This is a genomic window from Alloyangia pacifica (genome assembly GCF_020524285.1).
Lineage (GTDB): Bacteria > Pseudomonadota > Alphaproteobacteria > Rhodobacterales > Rhodobacteraceae > Salipiger > Salipiger pacificus_B.
Genome location: NZ_JAIVKX010000004.1, coordinates 1 through 18,512, shown reverse-complemented (window position 1 = coordinate 18,512; position 18,512 = coordinate 1). Strand labels below are relative to the sequence as shown.

The window sequence follows — 18,512 nt, the reverse complement described above, 5'->3', positions numbered from 1 at the left end:
TTGGGTCAGCCGTGCCCGTCAGGGTCGCGTGGCGCAGCGCAACCGGGTTGTGACGGGACTGGCAGGACACGGAAAAAGGGCGCCACGTTGCGGCGCCCTTTCACTTGCTTCGGGGAAGAGAGGGTCAGACCAGACCTTCGGCCTGCACCCACTCCCAGCCGCGGTCGAGCGCGCGGCCGAGACGGGCGAGGATCTGGTCGATGTCCTCTTCGGTGACGATCAGCGGCGGGCAGAGGGCGACGGTCTCGTAGACCGCGCGCAGGATCAGCCCCTCTTCGGCGCAGAACTTCACCACCTGCGGCGCGACCTTGCCCGCGGGCTCGAAGCTGAGGCGCTTCTCTTTGTCCTTGGCCATCTCGATGCCGCCGATGAGGCCGACGCCGCGGACCTCGCCGACCAGCGGGTGATCGGCGAACTTGCGCAGGCCCTCCTGGAACTTCGCCTCGAGACGGGCGGCGTTGCCCATCAGGTCCTGCTCCTCGATGATCTTGAGGTTCTCGAGGCCGACGGCGCAGGCGACGGGGTGACCCGAGCCGGTGAACCCGTGGCCGAAGGTGCCGAGCTTGGCGGTGTGATCGGCGATGGTGTTGTAGACCTTGTCGTTCACGATGATCGCCGCCAGCGGCATGTAGGACGAGGTGAGCTGCTTCGATGTCACCATGATGTCGGGGGTGAAGCCGTACTTCTGGCAGCCGAAGGGGGTGCCGCAGCGGCCGAAACCGTTGATGACCTCGTCCGAGACCAGCAGGATGTCGTACTTGTCGCAGAGCGCGCGGATGCCGGGCCAGTAGCCCTCGGGCGGGGTCATCACGCCACCGGCGCCCATCACCGGCTCGCCGATGAAGCCGGCAATGGTCTCGGGGCCTTCTGCAAGGATGGTGTCCTCGGCTTCCTTCAGCAGGCGCGCGGTGAACTCGGCCTCGCTCTCACCCTCCTCGGCCCACTTCCAGTAGTGCGGGCAGGTGAGGTGGGTCACCGGGATCGCCGGCAGGTCGAAGTCCTTGTGGTTCGCCGGCAGGCCGGTGAGCGAGCCCGAGGCGATGGTGATGCCGTGGTAGGCCTTGTTGCGGGCGAGGAACTTCTTCTTCTCGGGGCGGCCGAGCGCGTTGTTGTAGAACCAGACCATCTTTATGACGGTGTCGTTCGCCTCGGAGCCGGAGTTGGTGAAGAACACGCGGTCCATGCCCTCGGGGGTCATCTCGGCCAGCTTCTCGGCGAGGCGGATCGACGGTTCATGCGCCTTGTGGGCGAAGGTGTGGTAATAGGGCAGCTCGGCCATCTGCTTGGCGGCGGCCTCGACGAGGCGCGGCTGCGAGAAGCCGACGGCCACCGACCACAGGCCCGCGAGCCCCTCGATGTATTCCTTGCCCTCGGAATCGTAGACGTGGACGCCCTCGCCCCGGGTGATGATCATCGGCCCCTGCTCCTCGTGGAGGCGCATGTTGGTATAGGGGTGCATGCTGTGCGCGATGTCCGAGGCATGCAGCGAGTTGGGGATCTTGTTCATCTGTTAACTCCGAAATCCTGTGGTGCGCGCCATCAGGCTGCGCGCGGGTCCTTGCCGAGAAAACCTCCCATGAAGGAGGTCAGCGACGTGGTCAGGTCGGGCGAGAGATAGCCGCCTTCCTGGACGATCACCGTGGGGAGCCCCGCCTCGGCAATCCGGCGGCCCGCTTCGGCGAAACCATCGAAGCTCACCTTCATGCCGTCAAGGGGGTCATTCTCATGCGCGTCGAGGCCGAGGCTGACCACCAGAGCGCCCGGCGCATAGGCCTTGATGCGCGCGATCCCGTCGTCCACGGCGGCGAGCCAGCCGGGGGTCGTGGTGCTGCGCGGCAGCGGCAGGTTGAGGTTGAAGCCCTGGCCCTCGCCGCTGCCCGTCTCATGGGCGTAGCCGGTGTAGAACGGGTAGTAATTCGAGGTCTCCGCATGGACCGAGACCATCAGCACGTCGGCGCGGTCGTAGAAGATCGCCTGCGTGCCGTTGCCGTGGTGCACGTCGATGTCGAGCACCGCCACGTGGGGGTGCGCCCGGCGCAGGTGCTGCGCGGCGATGGCGGTGACGTTCATCAGGCAATGTCCGCCCGCAACGTCATCGGTGGTGTGGTGCCCGGGCGGGCGGCAGAGCGCATAGGCGGCGCGCTCCCCGGCCATCACCGCCTCTGCGGCGGCCACGGCGCAATCGGCGGCGCGGCGGGTGGCCTCCCAGCTCTTCGGGCCGATCGGGGCGGAGGTGTCGGACATGTGCCAGCCGGCGCGGGCGATGATGGTTTCGGGGTAGCTGGTGACCGATCCGCGCGGAAAGACGTTGGGCACCACCTCGGGACCGGCCCCCGGCAGCTTCTGCCACTCCTCCCAGCCGGTCTCGAGAAAGCGCAGGAATTCAGGCGTGTGCACCGCCTCGAGCGCCGCGCGCGGCGCCTCGGGCGGGCTTTCGGTGCCGAGGCCGAGTTGCTCGAGCCCCTTGAGCAGCAACGTCGCGCGCTCGGCCCGTTCGGCGTTGCGCACCACGGTGCCATGGGTGAGGCGGAAGCTGGGGTCGTGGCCCTCGGTCTCCGGGGCGTAGAAACATTTCATCGGCTCGACCTCCGTGCGGCATTGTTTTTTCTGCTCCGAGTGGTAGCGGCTGCCTTGGCGCTTGTCGATGGAGCCGGCCGGAGCTTGCGCTTGCCGCCCGCGCGATGCCTGCTTGGCGGGCAGGCGAAGGCTTTGGCGCGCAAGCCCTTTCCTTGCCGTGCGCCGCGCTCTAGATTGGGCGCATGAGCCTCGCCGACGTCGTCGCCTCCGAGCTGCCGCCGCAGATCAATCCGGCCCTCCCGCCGCCCGCCTTCACCGCGGAGCAGGCCGAGCATCTCATTGCCTGCCCGCTGTGCGACACGCTGCACGAGGAGCGCGACATCGCTGTCGGCGAAACCGCGCGCTGCACCCGTTGCCACGAGATCCTCGAGGCCCCGCGCAGCATGGCGATGACCCGGATCATCATGCTGGCGCTCTCGGCGCTGGTGCTGATGGTGGCGGCAATGTTCTTTCCGTTTCTCGAGCTATCGGTGGCGGGTCGGGTGCAGCGCAGCTCGTTGCTCGACACGATCCTCGCGTTTTCGAGCGGGATGACCGCGCCGCTGACCATCGCCATGGCCTCGCTGATCGTCATCCTGCCCTCGATCCGCTTCCTGTCGCTGGTCTACGTGCTGGCGCCCATGGCCTTCGGCCACCGCCCGGCGCGCCATGCCGAGTTCTTCTTCCGGCTCGCCGACCACCTGCGCCCCTGGGCGATGGCCGAGGTGTTTATCGTCGGCGTCGCCGTGGCGCTGGTGAAGGTGGCGGGCCTCGCGCATCTGTCGATCGGCCCGGCCTTCTGGGCATTCGTCGCACTGGTGATTGTCACCGTGCTCAAGGACACCTTCATGTGCAGGGTCACCGTATGGAAGACGCTGGAAACGCGCCGGTCCTGACCGCGCGCCGTGCGGGCATGATCGCCTGCACCGAATGCGGCAAGGTCCACGTGCCGGGCCCCGAGCGCTGCGAGCGCTGCGGCTCGCACCTGTCGAGCCGCGACGAGACCTCGCTGCAGCGGGTCTGGGCCTGGCTGGGGGCAGGGCTGGTGGTCTACGTGCCGGCCAATGTCTACCCGATGCTGAAGACCACGCTGCTCGGCAAGACCACCGACAGCACGATCTTCGGCGGGGTGGTGGACCTGATGCACCACGGCTCCTACGGCATCGCCGGGATCGTCTTCTTCGCCTCGATCATGATCCCCGTCGCCAAGTTCATCGCCATCGCCTATCTCGCGCTGAGCGTGACCCACCGGGTGAAGCTCTCGCCCGGCAAGCGCCAGCATCTCTACGAGGTGGTGGAATTCGTCGGCCGCTGGTCGATGATCGACGTCTTCGTGGTGGCGATCCTGGCCTCGCTGGTGCAGTTGGACTTCGCCGCCGCGATCAATCCCGGGATTGCGGCGATCAGTTTTGCACTTTCCGTTGCATTCACAATGCTTTCGGCGCAGAGCTTCGACCCGAGGCTGATCTGGGATGCGAGTGAGGAACCCGAGCAATGAGTGACCCGAAACCGGCGCAGATGTCGGTCGAGCCCAAGCGCCGCTCCGTCTGGCGCAACCTCTCGCTGGTCTGGCTGGTGCCGCTGGCCGCCATCGCGGTGACGCTGTTCATCGCCTGGCAGAGCTTTGCCGAGCGCGGCGCGCTGATCGAGATCACCTTCGAGAACGCCGCCGGGATCACCGCCGAGGAAACCACCATCCGCTACCGCGACGTGATCGTCGGCACGGTCGAGGAGGTGGTGTTCTCGGACGACCTCGCAGAGGTTCGGGTGAGCGCGCGCATCGATCGCAACGTCGCCGACTCGCTGCCCAGCGATGCCGAGTTCTGGGTGGTCCGCCCCGAGGTCTCGGCCTCGGGCATCACCGGCCTGTCGACCGTGCTGTCCGGCGTCTACATCGAAGCCGGATTCACCCCGCAAGAGGGCGCCTCGGCCCGCAGCTTCCGCGGCCGCGACGACACGCCCTTGGTCCGTCCGGGCGTCAAGGGCACCCGCATCACCATCCGCGCCGACGACGGCTCGCAGCTCTCGGCGGGCGCACCGATCTTCTACCAGGGAATCGAGGTCGGCCGGATCGAGACGCCGCGCCTGCTCGAGCGCGGCAACGGCGTGGTGGTCGACGCCTTCATCGAGGCGCCCAACGACCGCCGCATCACCACCGCGACGCGGTTCTGGGACACCTCCGGCTTCTCGGTGAACTTCGGCCCCTCGGGGCTCAACCTCTCGGTCGGCTCGGTCGCGGCGCTGATCCGCGGCGGCATCGCCTTCGACACGGTGGTGTCGGGCGGCAGCGCGGTGCCCGCGGGCTATGCCTTCGACCTTTACGATGACGAATCCGCCGCCCGTGACAGCCTGTTCTCTGAGACCATTTCCAACGCCGTGGAGCTGACCGCCGAGTTCGACGAATCCGTGCGCGGGCTCGAGGTCGGCTCTTCCGTCACCTATCGCGGCCTGCGCGTGGGCCGGGTCACCGACATCGGCGCCTTCATCGACGGCGAGGGCGAGCAGCAGACCGTGCGGCTGCGCACCACGCTCTCGATCGACCCGCGTGCGCTCGGGCTCGAGCAGGAGGCGCCGCAGTCCGAGACCATCGCCTTCCTGTCGAACGCCGTGAAGAACGGGCTGCGTGCGCGGCTTGCTTCGCAGAACCTGTTCAGCCAGTCGCTGGTGGTGGAGCTGGCCGAGATCCCCGACGCGGAGCCCGCCACCTTCGGCATCTTCGCGCAGGACGCGCCGCTGATTCCCTCGGTCGAGTCGGACCTGCCTGACATCACCGCCACCGCCGAGGGCCTCTTCCAGCGCATCAACGACCTGCCGGTCGAGGACCTGCTCGACCAGGCTATCGACACGCTCGCCTCGATCGAGAACTTCACCGCCAACCCGCGGCTGCGCGACGCGCCCGACGCGGTGATCGGCCTGCTCGAGGATGCCCGCGGGCTGATCGGCAACGAGGAAATCCAGGCCATTCCCGGCGAGCTGCGTGGCACCGTGGCCGAGCTGCGCGGGGTGATCGAGGACATGCGCTCCGCCGGAGCCGTGCAGCAGCTGGTCTCGGCACTCGAGGCGGCGGAGGCCGCGGCCGACGAGGTCACCGGCGTTGCCGGCTCGGTCGACGAGTCCATGGCCGGCGTGCCGGGGCTGCTCGAGGATCTGCGCGCGCTCACCCAGAAGGCGACGGCGCTCGATCTCGAGAGCTTCATCGCCGATGCCGGGCAATTCCTCGATGGTGCCGGCAAGTTCGTCGATCAGGACAGCACCCGCCAGCTCCCCGCCGACCTTTCGGCGATGCTGCAGGAGGCGCAGGGCGCGCTTGCGGAGCTGCGCGCCGGCGGGGTGATCGAGAACACCAATGCCACGCTCGCCTCCGCGCGCGATGCCGCTGCCGCGGTCGAAGAGGCCGCCGCCACGCTGCCCGAGCTGTCGAACCGCATCCAGCGGCTGGTCGCAGAGGCGGAGTCTGTGATCTCGGGCTACGATGGCAACTCCGCCTTCAACCGCCAGACGGTCTCGGCGCTGCGCGAGGTGCAGACCGCCGCCGAGGCGCTGAACCGGCTCGCCCGCTCGATTGAACGCAACCCCAACTCGCTGCTCTTCGGCCGCTGACAGGAGACCCCGCATGCGCTTCAAGACGACCCTTCCGCTTCTGCTGCTGCCGATGCTCGCCGCCGCCTGCAGCGGCCCCGAGCCGCGCTACCGGATGGACAGCGCGCCGCCTGCCGCCTCGATGCGCCTCGCCGTCGGCACGCTGGAGGTGCGCGAAGTCTCGCTGCCGGCCTATGCCGATGCCTCGGAGATTCTGCTGGAGGATGCCAGCGGGGCGATGACCCAGGTCGAGGACGCGCTCTGGGCCGACGACCCGCGCCGCGCGATGACCCAGACGCTGGCCGAGCGGCTCGGCGTGATCAGCGGCGCCACGGTGGCGGCGGAGCCCTGGCCGCTCGAGGAGCCGGCTCAGGCCGCGGTGCACGTGCGCGTCTCCGAGGCGGTGGCCAGCGCCTCCGGCAGCTTCCGCCTCAAGGGCCAATACGCGCTGTCCTCCTACGACCGGGTGATCCGCGAGCGGGTGAGCCGCTTCGAGATCACCGTGCCGCTGCAGGCCGCCAGCGCGGGGGCCATCGCCGATGCCGCGGGCCGCGCGACCGCCCAGCTCGCCGACCGGATCGCCTCCGACCTCGCGCGCTGAGGCGCGGCGCCTCTCCTGCACATCTGCGTGCCGGGCCGGTGGCCCGGTGCTCCCGGCGTGGTGGTGGCCCTTCGGTGGGATGCATTCAATAACTGCCGCGGATTGAGGCATCTAGATCACGCCACTGTGGCATTCTTGCTAGAATGTTGGCGCTCTCATGCCCCGGCCTCTCAGCTTCCCTTGCGGCAGTGTGAGCACCACTCTACGGCGAATAGTGCAAAAGAATTTTGCACTCGCTCTTGGCGAGAGAACAGAAAGTCGTCGCCGTAGCATCGGTTGTCCTGCAGTTGGGTGCACCGGCCCGGCGCGCGGCGGCCATGCGGAAGAAGCGACCGCAGAGGCAGCATGCTCAGAGACAAGAACAAGTATTTCACGAAAGCGCCCGAAACCTGGGTCGAGGTGCCCTCGGACTACAAGGCCTCGGCCAAGTGGTCGCCGCGGATTGGTGAGTTTTTCCCGAATTTCTCTGGCCAGTCCACCATGGGGCAGATCACCTTCCATCCCTATATCTCCGGCAGCTGGACGATCTTCTTCAGCATCGCGGATCCGTTCTCCGAGATCTGCACCAAGGAGTTGGCCCGGATGACGCTGGTGCAGGACGGGCTGCGCCGCGCCGGGATCCGCACCGTCGGCATCTCGCGCAACAGCGTGGCCGAGTTGGAGCGCTGGTGCGAGCTGGTGTCCAACCGCAGCGGCAAGCCGGTGAGCTTCCCGGTCATTTCCGACCCCGATGGGCTGCTGACCGATACCTTCGGGATGATCCACCCGCATGCGGATCCGGACACCACGATCCGCAAGACGATGATCATCAACCCGCAGCTCAAGGTGAGCATGATCTTCGAATACCCGCTCTATATCCCGCGCTCGACGAAGGAGCTGCTGCGGGCGCTCGAAGCGGCGCGAAGCTACTTCCGCGACGTGGAAGCCAAGTAACCCCCCGTTCCGCGGAGGGGCGACGATGCCTGACGGGAGGCGGCCGCGATCCGGCTCCGGTCAGGCATCCTCCGCCGGTCCTGCGACCGCGCACGCCGAGCCCCACCGGGCGGCATTGCGCTGGCGGCAATGTTGGGATTATGTCCGGACATGAATCTTTCCACACTGTCGCTGCGCATGATCTTCACCACCGGCTGCCTGCTGATCGCGGGCGGAATCGGGGGATGGCTCGCACAGCTCGCCCATCTGCCCATGCCCTACATGTTGGGCTCGCTCTTCACCTCCGGCATCGCCGTGGCGCTGTTCCAGAAGAGCGCGCTGGCCGACTATGCCTACCCGATGAAGTTCCGGACCCTGTTCATCGGCCTGATCGGGGTGATGATCGGCACGCAGGTGACCCCGGAGGTCTTCGCCCTGCTGCCCGAGCTGCCGCTGACGCTCTCGGCGCTGGCCGTCTTCGTGGTGCTCTGCCAGGCGGGCAACTTCCTGATCTTCCACCGCCTCGGCGGCTATGACCGGGCCACCGCCTTCTATGCCGGGGCGCCGGGCGGGCTGATGGAGAGCCTGGTGCTCGGCGAGAAGGCGGGGGCGGACCTGCGGTTGCTCACCGCGCAGCAGTTCCTGCGCATCATCCTCGTGATTTCGGTCCTGCCCTCGGCGCTGTCGCTGTGGATCGGCCACCCGGTGGGCAGCGCGGCGGGGGAGAGCGTGATGCCGACCGGCCCGGCCAGCGCCGCCGAGCTGGTGGTGGTGGTGCTCGCGGCCTTCGCGGGGCTGTTCATTGCCTCGCGGATCAAGCTGCCGGCGGGGCAGATCACCGGGCCGTTGCTGCTCTCGGCGGGGCTGACCTTGTCCGGGCTTGTCGACATGCACCTGCCGTTCTGGCTGATCGCCGCGGCGCAGGTGGTGGTGGGCAGCTCGCTCGGCGTGCGCTTCACCGGCATGACCGCGGCCATGCTGCGCCGCTCGCTGGGGCTGAGCGTGCTGTCGGTGAGCTGGATGCTGGTGGTCGGGGGAACCTTCGCCGTGGCGCTGGCCGCGGCGACCGACATCCCGTTCCTGCACCTGATGATTTCCTACGCGCCCGGGGGCGTGACCGAGATGTCGATCATCGCGCTGTCGCTCGCCGCCAACCCGGCACTGGTCAGCCTGCACCACGTGGTGCGCATCCTGCTGACCGTGGGCGCGATGGTGATCGCCGAGAAGCGCCTGCCGCTGCGCCAGCCTGGCGAGTAGGGGCAAGAGCCTTCGGAGGCTCTTGCAACTCTCCTCGAGGAGAATTGGCCGTGGCGGGCCGGAGTTGGCCCGGACACAGGTCGGGGTCAGCCCGCGGCTTCGGCCTTCTCCGCCAGTTCCAGCCATTCCTCCTCGGCCGCGGCAAGCTTCTCCTGCCGCTCGGTCAGCGCTTCGGTGGCCTTCTTGAACTTCACCGGCTCGCGGGTGAAGAGCTCGGGGTCGGCCAGCAGCACTTCGAGCTTGCCGATCTCGGCGCCGAGCCGGTCGATCACCCCTGGCAGTTCCTCCAGCCGGTGCTTGTCCTTGAAGCTCATGCCCTTCGGCTGCGTCTTGGGCTTCGGCGCGGCGGATTCCTTGGCGGGCTTGGCGGCGGCTTTCTCCTTCGGCGCGGCCTCGGCTTCGGCCTCCGCCTTCTGCGCCTGGTAGTCGCTCCAGCCGCCGGCGTAGGTGATCGCCTGGCCGTTGCCCTCCATGGCGATGGTCGAGCTGGCGACGCGGTCGAGGAAGTCGCGGTCGTGGCTGATCAGCAGCACCGTGCCGTCATACTCGCCCAGCAGGTCCTGCAGCAGGTCCAGCGTTTCGACGTCGAGATCGTTGGTCGGCTCGTCGAGCACCAGCATGTTGCTCTCGCTGGCCATGATCTTGGCGAGCAGCAGGCGCGCCTTCTCGCCGCCCGAGAGCGAGCGCACGGGCGCGCGGGCCTGACGCTCGTCGAAGAGGAATTCCTTGAGGTAGCCCACCACGTGTTTCGGCTGGCCGCGCACCAGCACCTGGTCGGCCTTGCCGGAAACGCGCATCTCGGGATCGCCGGTGAGGCTTTCCCAGAGCGTCATTTCCGGATCGAGCCGGGCGCGGGTCTGGTCGAAGATCGCCGGCATCAGGTTGGTGCCGAGCTTGACGCTGCCCGCATCGGGTTCGATTTCGCCCATCAGCATGCGGATGAGGGTGGTCTTGCCGACGCCGTTCGGGCCGACGAAGGCAACCCGGTCGCCGCGCATGACGGTCAGCGAGAAATCCTTGACGATCTGCTTGTCGCCGAAGCCCTTCGAGAGCCCCACGGCCTCGATCACCTTCTTGCCCGAGGTTGGGCCGGAGGACAGCTCCATCGCCGCGGTGCCCTGGCGGCGGATCTGCGACGAGCGCTCGGCGCGCAGCGCCTGCAGCGCGCGCACCCGGCCTTGGTTGCGGGTGCGGCGGGCCGAGATGCCCTCAACCGCCCATTTCGCCTCCGCCTTGATCTTGCGGTCGAGCTTGTGGCGGGCCTCGTCTTCCTCGGCCCAGGTCTTGTCGCGCCAGGCCTCGAAGGCGGCGAAGCCCTGCTCCTGCCGGCGCACCGCGCCGCGGTCGATCCACAGCGTGGCGCGGGTCAGGTTCTCGAGGAAGCGCCGGTCGTGCGAGATCAGGACAAAGGCCTTGCGGGTGCGCTTCAGCTCGTCTTCGAGCCAGCCGATGGCGTTGATGTCGAGGTGGTTGGTCGGCTCGTCGAGCAGCATCACGTCGGGATCCTGCGCCATCAGCTTGGCTAGCGCGGCGCGGCGGCGCTCACCGCCCGAGGCGGTGGCGACGGCGCGGGCGGGATCGAAGCCGAGCCCTTCGCCGGCCGCCTCGACCTTGTACATCTCCGCCGGGCCGAGCCCGTCCGCGGCATAGTCGCCCAGCGTCTCGTAGCCCGAGAGATCCGGCTCCTGCTCCATGTAGCCCACCGAGATGCCCGGCGGCACGATGCGGTCGCCGGTGTCGGGCTCGACGAAGCCCGCCATGACCTTCATCAGGGTGGATTTGCCCGAGCCGTTGCGGCCGACCAGCGCGACGCGGTCGCCGGGCTGGACGTTGAGCGAGAGGCCGGAAAAGACCGGCTCGCCGCCGAAGGTGAGCGAGATGTCGGAGAGCTGGAGAAGGGGTGCCTGTGCCATGCCCAGAGCGCTAGGGCCGCGCCGGGGAAAGGTCAAGTGGGCGCGTGCGGGCGCTATCGTTAACCCCGCCTTCAAGCGGGCTGCGTTATGCGGGAGGCATGGACCCGCTCTGCCTCGCCCGTCTTGCGCTGCTCGGCAACCCGCTGCGCCTGCGGGTGGTGCGGCTGCTCATCCGTCACCTGCCGCACCCGCTGGCGGCGGGTGATCTGGCGCGGGCGCTGGGGGTGCCGCCGTCGACGCTCTCGGCACATCTCGCGGCGCTCTGCGAGGCGGGGCTGCTGGTGCAACGGGTGCGCGGGCCGCTGCGGCTCTATCACGCGGTGCCGGGGGCGCTGGCGTATATGATCGAGGTTCTCGGGGCGGAGCTGGCCCTCGGGCGGGCGGGCGGTGTGCCGGAGCGTGCCGCGGCGGGCAGGTTGCGGCTGCTGTTCCTCTGCTCGGACGGGGCGCTGCTGTCGCCGCTCGCTGCGGCGCTGGCGCGGCGGCGGCTCTGGGGCAAGCTCCGGCTGCACGCGGCGGGATTGGATCCCGCCTCCGCCTATGATCCGCTGCTGCTGGCGCTGCTTGACGTCTGGGGCGTGCCGCCGCCGGGCGGCGTGCCGATCGGGGCAGCGGGCGGGGCGGCGGACCTGGTGATCGCCCTCGATGCCGCCTCGGCGCAGGCGCTTCCGGTTGCCGTGCAGATGCCGCCGCCGGTCTGCGCCTACTGGCCGCTGCCCGGGGCAGGTGCGGGCCTGGGCGAGGGCCGTGTGATCCCCCGCGCCATCGCGCTGCATGCGGGGCTGAGGGCGCTGGAACCAAGGCTCGCGGCGTTGGCACGCATGCAGCTCGGGAGCGCACCACGCGAGTCCATTCAGGCCGCGCTCGACGGCCTCAGTTCAGGTCTTCCAGAAGTTGCCCGTGCTGCCGGGTCTGCGCCAGCACCTCGCCGAAGGTGGTCATCCCCTGCGCTTCCAGCATCGGCAGCATCCTGACCAGCACCTCGGCGGTGGCCTGCGCATCGCCGAGCGCGGTGTGGCGCAGGGCGGGCGGGATGATGACGCCGAGCCGTTCGCAGAGCGCGTCGAGCGTGTGGGTCTGGCTCGCCCCGAAGAGCACCGCCGAAAGCAGCACCGTGTCGAGGATGGGGTTGCTCCACGCCACGCCCATGCGGGACTGGTGGCGGCGCAGGAAGGCCATGTCGAAGGGCGCATTATGCGCCACGATCACCGCGCCGCGGGCGAAGTGGTGAAAGCGCCGCCCGGCTTCGACGATATCCGGCTGGCCGTGCACCATGGCATCGGTCACCTTGTGCACCTTGGTCGAGCTCTGCGGGATTTTCATGCCGGGATCGACCAGTTGGTCCATCTGCTCGCCGGGCACGATCTTGCCGCTCACCACCCGCACCGCGCCGATCTGCACCACCTCGTCCTTGTGCGGCAGGAGCCCGGTCGTCTCGGTGTCGAAGACCACGTAGGTCAGCGCGCGCAGCGGCGTGTCCTCGAGCGCGGCGGGCGCGGGGGCTGTGAGCAGCGAGAAGTCGAAGACCATGGGGCGCTCGGCCTGCGGCGCGATCCGGGCCTCGGCCTCGTCGATGATCAGCAGGTAGCCGCCCGCGTCGAGCGGCTTCATCCGGCCGCGGTAGCTCTGCAGCTCGTCGACCGAGCGCAGGGTGAGCGAGACCTCGCGACCGGTGCGGTGCAGCTCGCGCACCGCCGCCTCGACCCCGGCGGCGAGGAAATAATCGGTGACCGGCGCGTTCAGCCGCGGCACGTGGATCTGGCTCAGCACCTCGGCGGCCTGCCCGTCGTAGAGCACGATGCGGCCCTTGGGGCTGACCATGATCGTCGCCACCGGGATCTCGGTGAGCAGGGCGGTCAACCGCTCCTTGTCGGCGGCGAGCTGCGCGGTCTCCTCGGCCACCCGCTGCGCCGAGGCCAGCGCGGTTTCCGACAGCCGCGCCGAGACCGCCTCGGCGGCATGCGCCAGATCGCCGAGATAGCGCGCGCCGTGGGTGTCGACCTGCTTCTCGACCCCGGCATGGGCACGCACCCGCATTTCCGAGGCGATGCGCTCGACCGGCTTGGCGACGTTCTCGTCGAACAGCAGCCAGATCCCGACGCTCAGCGCCACGATGCCGAAGACGGCGAGGATACCGGCAAAGACGAAGCCGTTCGCCGGGGTGGTGGCGAGCGCGCGCCCGTAGCCGAGCCAGAGCGCCAGCGCCGTGATCCCCGCGCCGCCGACCGCAATCAGGACGAAGAAGAGGAAGACGCGCAGGCGCAGGCTCAGATGGGTCACGTGCGCGCCTCCGAGCAGACCGCGGCGACGATGCTGTCCTCGGGGCCGACTTCGCGCCAGCGTGGATCCCCGCCGTCGCCGCCCATGGGATCGGCACGGCGGCCGCCGGGGCAGTCGACCATGACCTCGACCACCTGCGTCGGCTGCCAGCGGGTGAAGAAGTAGAGATCGGCGAGATAGAGCCCCGGCGTCTGCGCGTTCTCGCGCCGCCCGGCGGCATCGACGGCGATGAAGCGATCCGTCATCGGCACGGCGTAGGTCCAAGGCCGCCAGAGCGCGCGCGCCTCGTGGGTCTCGACCACCTCGACACCGGCGGGCAGGGCGTTTGCCGCGCTTCCGTACCAGCCGTATTCATTGGCGATCGAGGTCGCCAGCATGGCCGCGCCCGCACCCACCGGGATCATCCAGCGCGGCAGCCGCCCGCCGGTGGCCTTACTCAGCAGCATCACCACGCCGGCCCCGGCAAGACCGGCCACCAGCACGGCGATCAATTCGTAGAACATTTCTCCCCCCTCGTTGTCCTTAGCCCAGCATGCCGCGCCCGTGGCCGATCGCCGATTGCATCGACTTGATCACCACGAAGGCGTCGCGCAGGTGGCTGCGCTCGAAGTCCGACAGGTCGGACGGCGCGAGATAGTTGTCGGGTTTTTCGCCGCGCTTGACCAGCCTGGCCTGATGCTCGAGCCGGGTTTCGGCGATCAGGTCGTAGGCATCGAGCAGATCCTGCCCGCCGCTGCCCGAGACCACCCCGGCGGCGATGGCCGCCTCGAGACGGGCGCGGGTGCTGACCTCGGGCAGGCGGCCCTGCAGGGCGTAGACCCGTGCGAGATCGACCACAGGCACCACGCCGTTGTGCTTGAGATCGACGGTGTTCTTGTGCTCGCCGGATCGGATCGTGGCAAAGCCGCGCAACAGGCCCAGCGGCGGCGTGTGCTTGAGCGAATTGGAGACCATGTGGGCGACGAAGATGGAGTTCTTCGCGGCCGCCTCCAATGTCTCTTCCTGCAGCTCCTCGAACAGCGACTTGGTGCCGCCGATGGGGCGCAGGTCGAACATCACCGAGGCCAGCATCTGCGCCTCGGGGACCGGCTTGTCGATCCAGTTCTTGAAGTAGCCCCGCCATGTCGAAAGCGGCTGCAGCCAGCGCGGGTTGGTCGCCATCATCTCGCCGGGACAGTTGAAATATCCAACCTTGTCAAGACCATCGCAGACGAACTTCGCCATCTCCGCGAAGTATTCCATGTCCCGCTCGGTGGCGCTGTCGTCGAGGATCATGCAATTGTCCTGGTCCGACACGCCGGTCTGCTCCTGCCGCCCCTGCGAGCCGCAGGCCAGCCAGAGCCAGGGCACCGGGGCGGTGCCCAGATCCTCTTCGGCGAGCGACAGCAGGCGGCGGGTGACCGTGTCGGCGATGTCGGTGATCAGCCGGGTGGTGACCTCGTGGCGGTTGCCGCCGGCGACGAGTTGCGCCAGCAACTGCGGGATGCGCGCGGTGGTTTCGGCCATCTGCTCGGGGCTGCGGGCGCGGGCGATGGCGGCCACAAGCTCGGCCGAACTGACGGCCTGGAAGCGGGTGAGGTCGGTCTGGGTGACGATGCCCACCAGCTGCCCGGCGTCGGTGATCGGCACGTGGCCAATGCGGCGCTCGACCATCGTGTGCAGCACGTCCGAGCCGATTGCCGAGGGCGGCAGGGTCACCGGCTCGTGGGTCATGATGTCGGCGACCGGAATATTGGTGTCCATGCCGCCGGCCACCACCTTGTTCGAGATGTCGCGGATGGTGACGATGCCGATCAGGTCGCGGCCGCGGGTGATGCAGAGCGACGAGACGCCCTCTTCGCGCATCATCAGCGCCGCCTGCTGCGCCGGGGTCTCGGGCGGGATGGTCAGCGGGGCGCGGGCCATCAGAGTCTCGACCCGGCTGTGCGCGAGGTCGGACCTGCGCGGCCGCGCGGCGCGCGAGCGGTCGAAGAAGCGGCGGGCGGCGGCGTGTTCGGTCACCAGCGCGCGGAAGGCATAGGCGGGCAGCAGCAGCAGCACCGTGTCGTCGAGCGCGCTGGCGGTGGTGGCGGCCAGCCCCTCGCGCATCAGCCCGCGCTCGCCGAAGGAGTTGCGCGTGCCCAGCAGCGAGACGGCGACGCCGTTCTCGTCGCGAATCTCCACCTGCCCAGTGTGCACGAGGTAGAGCCCCTCGAGCTGCGTGCCGACGGCGTAGATCTCCTCGCCCGGCTTGTAGGTGCGGGTCAGGAACTGCGGCACCAGCACGTCGAGCGCGTCTGTCTCCAGCGCGTCGTAGGGGTGCACCGAGGTCAGGAAACGGCGCAGGTCGTCGGGCTCAATCGGCATCTTGGCGCTCCTCTGGTGCGATAAGGGGCAATCGCGGAAGAAAAAATCCCGTCCCGGCATAGCGCGGGACGGGACATTTGCCTAGGGCGAGGGCGCAGCCACGCCCCCGTCTGCCATCACCGGTCAGTGATCCTGGGCTGCGCCCGCGCCGCGCGGAACGCGCACGCTTTCCACCAACTCGGAGATTTCCTGCGGGATCGGCTTGCTCATCGCCGAGACCGTGAAGGCCACCGCGAAATTCACCAGGGCACCCACCGCACCGAACGAGGTCGACTTGATGGTGCCGAGCAGCGGGTCGGCGTCGGTGAAGCTGTTGGTGTCGGGGATGAAGAACCAGCCCTTGTGCAGGAAGATGTAGAGCAGGGTGACGATCAGACCCGAGAGCATGCCTGCCACGGCGCCCTTGTTGTTCACCTTCGAGAAGATGCCCATCATCAGCGCCGGGAAGATCGAGGCTGCGGCAAGGCCGAAGGCCAGCGCCACGGTCTGCGCCGCGAAGCCCGGGGGGTTGAGGCCCAGCCAGGTGGCGACGGCGATGGCCACGGCCATGGCGATCCGTGCCGACAGAAGCTCACCCTTTTCCGAGATCGCCGGGTTGATCTGCCCCTTGATCAGGTCGTGGCTGACCGCCGAGGAAATGGCGAGCAGCAGGCCGGCGGCGGTCGACAGCGCTGCGGCAAGACCGCCGGCAGCGACGAGGCCGATCACCCAGCTCGGAAGGTTGGCGATCTCCGGGTTGGCGAGCACGAGGATGTCGTTGTTGAAGTTGGTCAACTCGTTGCCGGACCAGCCCTCGGCGGTCGCCTTCTCCTGCATCGCGGCGTTCTTGTCGTTGTAGTACTGGATGCGGCCGTCACCGTTCAGGTCTTCCCAGCCCAGAAGGCCGGTCTGCTGCCAGGTGGCCATCCAGTCGTAGGCCGGATCGTTCTCGATCTGCTCGAGCGAGACGGCCTGACCCGCAGTGCCTTCCGGCCAGAACTGCTGGGTGATGTTGAGGCGTGCCATCGCGCCCACGGCCGGGGCCGTCAGGTAGAGCAGGGCGATGAACACCAGTGCCCAGCCGGCGGACCAGCGCGCGTCGGCCACCTTGGGCACGGTGAAGAAGCGCATGATCACGTGCGGCAGGCCGGCGGTGCCGATCATCAGCGACAGGGTGAAGAGCACCATGTTGAGCGTGTCGCCGTTGTGGGCGGTGTATTCGCCGAAGCCCAGTTCGCGCACGATCTGGTCGAGCTTGGCCAGCAGCGGCTCACCCGAGGCCTGGTCGGTGCCGAAGAGGCCGAGGCCCGGGATCGGGTTGCCGGTCAGCTGCAGCGAGATGAAGATCGCCGGGATGGTGTAGGCGAGGATCAGCACGATGTATTGCGCGACCTGCGTGTAGGTCACGCCCTTCATGCCGCCGAACACGGCGTAGGCAAACACGATCACCGCACCGATCAGCAGGCCGGTGGTGCTCGACACCTCGAGGAAGCGGCCGAAGGCCACGCCGACGCCGGTCATCTGGCCGATCACATAGGTGGTCGAGGCGATGATCAGGCAGATCACGGCCACAAGGCGCGCGGTCGGCGAGTAGAAACGGTCGCCGATGAACTCGGAGACGGTGAACTTGCCGAATTTGCGCAGGTAGGGCGCGAGCAGCAGCGCCAGCAGCACATAGCCGCCGGTCCAGCCCATCAGGTAGGCCGAGTTGTCATAGCCGGTGAAGGCGATGAGGCCCGCCATCGACAGGAAGGAGGCCGCCGACATCCAGTCTGCCGCCGTCGCCATGCCGTTGGTGACCGGGTGCACGCCGCGTCCGGCGGCGTAGAATTCCGACGTGGAGCCCGCACGGGCCCAGATCGCGATGCCGATGTAGAGCGCGAAGGACGCGCCCACGAACAGCAGGTTGATGGTGAACTGATCCATGACGCCTTACTCCTCGTCCACGCCGTATTCACGGTCGAGCTTGTTCATCCGCCAGGCATAGAAAAAGATCAGTGCCAGGAAGACGATGATGCTGCCCTGCTGGGCGAACCAGAACCCGAGGTCCGAGCCGCCGACCGAGATGCCCGAGAGCATCGGGCGCAGCAGGATGCCGAAGCCGAAGCTGCACAGGGCCCAGATGATCAGGCTGATGAAGATGAGACGCAGGTTGGCCGACCAGTAGGCCTTGCCGGCCTCCTCGGCGTCATGCGCATGGTGCGTTGATTGATCCGCCATGGCGGTTCCTCCTCCTGAAAATGCGGCCGCCCCTCCTTTGAGCGGCCTCCGACGGATCAGCCCGTCGCTTTTTCGACGATCGCGCCGAGCCCGGCGGCGATCTCCTCGATCTTGCCCATCGCGTCGATGCGGCTCAGGGCGCCCTTGCCTTCGTAGTAGCCGATGAGCGGGGCGGTCTGGGCGTGATAGGCCTCGAGTCGCGAGGCCACCGTTTCCGCCTTGTCATCGGCACGGCGTTTCATCTCGGTCCCGCCGCAAGTGTCGCAGACGCCGCTCTCCCTCGGCGTCTTGAACGTGTCGTGGTAGCCCTCGCCGCAGCCGGCGCAGGTGTAGCGGCCCGAGATCCGCTCGACCATGGCGGCGTCATCCACCTCGAGGCTGATCGCCGCGTTGATCCGCTGGCCGCTCTCGGCCAGCAGCGCGTCCAGCGCCTCGGCCTGCACGGTGGTGCGGGGAAAGCCATCGAGGATCACGCCATTGGCGCAATCGGGCTCTGCGATGCGGTCGCGCAGGATGGCGATGACGATCTCGTCGCTCACCAGCTCGCCCGCTTCCATCACCGCCTTGGCCTGCTTGCCGGCCTCGGTGCCCTGCGCCACGGCGGCGCGCAGCAGGTCGCCGGTCGAGAGCTGCACCAGCCCGTACTTGCTTTCGAGCTTGCGGGCCTGGGTGCCTTTCCCGGCCCCCGGAGGGCCGAGAAGGATGAGCACGGGGGCGCGGGTCACGGTTGTTGCATCCATCTCGCTCACCCCTTGTTTGCGCGGTTCTCGATGAGGTCGTCGACGACGGAAGGGTCGGCGAGGGTGGAGGTGTCGCCCAAGGCGCCGTAATCGTTCTCGGCGATCTTGCGCAGGATGCGGCGCATGATC

Annotated in this window: 16 protein-coding genes; 7 read left to right on the top strand and 9 right to left on the bottom strand. The window is 68.4% G+C overall.

Annotated features, from left to right (window positions below; genetic code table 11):
- Positions 1-124: 124 nt before the first annotated feature.
- Both LC039_RS06475 and LC039_RS06470 read right to left on the bottom strand, forming a co-directional pair.
- Complete coding sequence (locus LC039_RS06475) at positions 125-1,507, bottom strand: aspartate aminotransferase family protein (protein ID WP_226622440.1); 1,383 nt, start codon at positions 1,505-1,507, stop codon at positions 125-127.
- A 32-nt stretch (positions 1,508-1,539) separates the two neighbouring features.
- Positions 1,540-2,577: a histone deacetylase family protein gene (locus tag LC039_RS06470; RefSeq protein ID WP_226622439.1), complete on the bottom strand. Its 1,038-nt coding sequence runs from the start codon at positions 2,575-2,577 to the stop codon at positions 1,540-1,542.
- A 182-nt stretch (positions 2,578-2,759) separates the two neighbouring features.
- On the opposite strand from LC039_RS06470, the gene LC039_RS06465 reads away from it, so the two are divergent.
- The 6 genes from LC039_RS06465 (at position 2,760) to LC039_RS06440 (ending at position 8,905) form a co-directional block, all read left to right on the top strand.
- Positions 2,760-3,452: a paraquat-inducible protein A gene (locus LC039_RS06465; protein ID WP_226622437.1), complete on the top strand. Its 693-nt coding sequence runs from the start codon at positions 2,760-2,762 to the stop codon at positions 3,450-3,452.
- A complete protein-coding gene (locus LC039_RS06460; RefSeq protein ID WP_226622435.1) occupies positions 3,422-4,054 on the top strand; it encodes a paraquat-inducible protein A in 633 nt (210 codons plus the stop codon). Before LC039_RS06465 ends, LC039_RS06460 begins: the two co-directional genes overlap by 31 nt.
- Entirely contained in the window at positions 4,051-6,156 is a 2,106-nt protein-coding gene (locus LC039_RS06455) for an MlaD family protein (RefSeq protein WP_226622434.1), read from the top strand. The genes LC039_RS06460 and LC039_RS06455 overlap by 4 nt, the downstream gene beginning before the upstream one ends.
- 13 nt (positions 6,157-6,169) lie before the next feature.
- Positions 6,170-6,736 (top strand): membrane integrity-associated transporter subunit PqiC, encoded by a 567-nt coding sequence (locus tag LC039_RS06450; protein WP_226622432.1) that lies wholly within the window; start codon positions 6,170-6,172, stop codon positions 6,734-6,736.
- Positions 6,737-7,081: 345 nt separating this feature from the next.
- Positions 7,082-7,669 carry a redoxin domain-containing protein gene (locus tag LC039_RS06445; protein WP_226622427.1) on the top strand — a complete coding sequence of 196 codons (588 nt, stop codon included), beginning with the start codon at positions 7,082-7,084 and terminating at the stop codon, positions 7,667-7,669.
- Positions 7,670-7,819: 150 nt separating this feature from the next.
- Positions 7,820-8,905 carry an AbrB family transcriptional regulator gene (locus LC039_RS06440; protein WP_226622426.1) on the top strand — a complete coding sequence of 362 codons (1,086 nt, stop codon included), beginning with the start codon at positions 7,820-7,822 and terminating at the stop codon, positions 8,903-8,905.
- A gap of 86 nt (positions 8,906-8,991) precedes the next feature.
- Here the strand turns inward: LC039_RS06440 and LC039_RS06435 are convergent, their stop codons facing one another.
- On the bottom strand, positions 8,992-10,818 hold the full coding sequence (locus LC039_RS06435; protein WP_226622424.1) for an ABC-F family ATP-binding cassette domain-containing protein: 1,827 nt from the start codon (positions 10,816-10,818) through the stop codon (positions 8,992-8,994).
- Between the two features lie 98 nt (positions 10,819-10,916).
- Here LC039_RS06435 and LC039_RS06430 point away from each other — a divergent pair, with 98 nt between their 5' ends.
- Complete coding sequence (locus LC039_RS06430; protein WP_226622418.1) at positions 10,917-11,792, top strand: ArsR/SmtB family transcription factor; 876 nt, start codon at positions 10,917-10,919, stop codon at positions 11,790-11,792.
- Here the strand turns inward: LC039_RS06430 and LC039_RS06425 are convergent.
- The 6 genes from LC039_RS06425 to LC039_RS06400 form a co-directional block, all read right to left on the bottom strand.
- Positions 11,692-13,098: a PolC-type DNA polymerase III gene (locus tag LC039_RS06425; protein ID WP_226622417.1), complete on the bottom strand. Its 1,407-nt coding sequence runs from the start codon at positions 13,096-13,098 to the stop codon at positions 11,692-11,694. The genes LC039_RS06430 and LC039_RS06425 overlap by 101 nt on opposite strands.
- Positions 13,095-13,601, bottom strand: coding sequence for a hypothetical protein (locus tag LC039_RS06420; protein ID WP_226622415.1), 507 nt, complete (start codon positions 13,599-13,601; stop codon positions 13,095-13,097). The genes LC039_RS06425 and LC039_RS06420 overlap by 4 nt, the downstream gene beginning before the upstream one ends.
- Positions 13,602-13,620: 19 nt before the next feature.
- Complete coding sequence (locus LC039_RS06415; RefSeq protein ID WP_226622414.1) at positions 13,621-15,444, bottom strand: DUF294 nucleotidyltransferase-like domain-containing protein; 1,824 nt, start codon at positions 15,442-15,444, stop codon at positions 13,621-13,623.
- 123 nt (positions 15,445-15,567) lie between these two features.
- Positions 15,568-17,349: a sodium:solute symporter family protein gene (locus LC039_RS06410; RefSeq protein WP_226622412.1), complete on the bottom strand. Its 1,782-nt coding sequence runs from the start codon at positions 17,347-17,349 to the stop codon at positions 15,568-15,570.
- Positions 17,350-17,355: 6 nt separating this feature from the next.
- The gene (locus tag LC039_RS06405) at positions 17,356-17,643 is read right to left on the bottom strand and encodes a DUF4212 domain-containing protein (protein WP_226622411.1); all 288 of its coding nucleotides are present in this window, start codon (positions 17,641-17,643) and stop codon (positions 17,356-17,358) included.
- A 56-nt stretch (positions 17,644-17,699) separates the two neighbouring features.
- Entirely contained in the window at positions 17,700-18,383 is a 684-nt protein-coding gene (locus tag LC039_RS06400; RefSeq protein ID WP_226622409.1) for an adenylate kinase, read from the bottom strand.
- Between the last annotated feature and the right edge of the window lie 129 nt (positions 18,384-18,512).

Excerpts from the sequence above, each read along its gene's own strand:
- LC039_RS06475 (WP_226622440.1), bottom strand. The coding sequence starts at position 1,507 with ATGAACAAGATCCCCAACTCGCTGCATGCCTCGGACATCGCGCACAGC.
- LC039_RS06470 (WP_226622439.1), bottom strand. The coding sequence starts at position 2,577 with ATGAAATGTTTCTACGCCCCGGAGACCGAGGGCCACGACCCCAGCTTC.
- LC039_RS06465 (WP_226622437.1), top strand. The coding sequence starts at position 2,760 with ATGAGCCTCGCCGACGTCGTCGCCTCCGAGCTGCCGCCGCAGATCAAT.
- LC039_RS06460 (WP_226622435.1), top strand. The coding sequence starts at position 3,422 with ATGGAAGACGCTGGAAACGCGCCGGTCCTGACCGCGCGCCGTGCGGGC.
- LC039_RS06455 (WP_226622434.1), top strand. The coding sequence starts at position 4,051 with ATGAGTGACCCGAAACCGGCGCAGATGTCGGTCGAGCCCAAGCGCCGC.
- LC039_RS06450 (WP_226622432.1), top strand. The coding sequence starts at position 6,170 with ATGCGCTTCAAGACGACCCTTCCGCTTCTGCTGCTGCCGATGCTCGCC.
- LC039_RS06445 (WP_226622427.1), top strand. The coding sequence starts at position 7,082 with ATGCTCAGAGACAAGAACAAGTATTTCACGAAAGCGCCCGAAACCTGG.
- LC039_RS06440 (WP_226622426.1), top strand. The coding sequence starts at position 7,820 with ATGAATCTTTCCACACTGTCGCTGCGCATGATCTTCACCACCGGCTGC.
- LC039_RS06435 (WP_226622424.1), bottom strand. The coding sequence starts at position 10,818 with ATGGCACAGGCACCCCTTCTCCAGCTCTCCGACATCTCGCTCACCTTC.
- LC039_RS06430 (WP_226622418.1), top strand. The coding sequence starts at position 10,917 with ATGGACCCGCTCTGCCTCGCCCGTCTTGCGCTGCTCGGCAACCCGCTG.
- LC039_RS06420 (WP_226622415.1), bottom strand. The coding sequence starts at position 13,601 with ATGTTCTACGAATTGATCGCCGTGCTGGTGGCCGGTCTTGCCGGGGCC.
- LC039_RS06415 (WP_226622414.1), bottom strand. The coding sequence starts at position 15,444 with ATGCCGATTGAGCCCGACGACCTGCGCCGTTTCCTGACCTCGGTGCAC.
- LC039_RS06410 (WP_226622412.1), bottom strand. The coding sequence starts at position 17,349 with ATGGATCAGTTCACCATCAACCTGCTGTTCGTGGGCGCGTCCTTCGCG.
- LC039_RS06405 (WP_226622411.1), bottom strand. The coding sequence starts at position 17,643 with ATGGCGGATCAATCAACGCACCATGCGCATGACGCCGAGGAGGCCGGC.
- LC039_RS06400 (WP_226622409.1), bottom strand. The coding sequence starts at position 18,383 with ATGGATGCAACAACCGTGACCCGCGCCCCCGTGCTCATCCTTCTCGGC.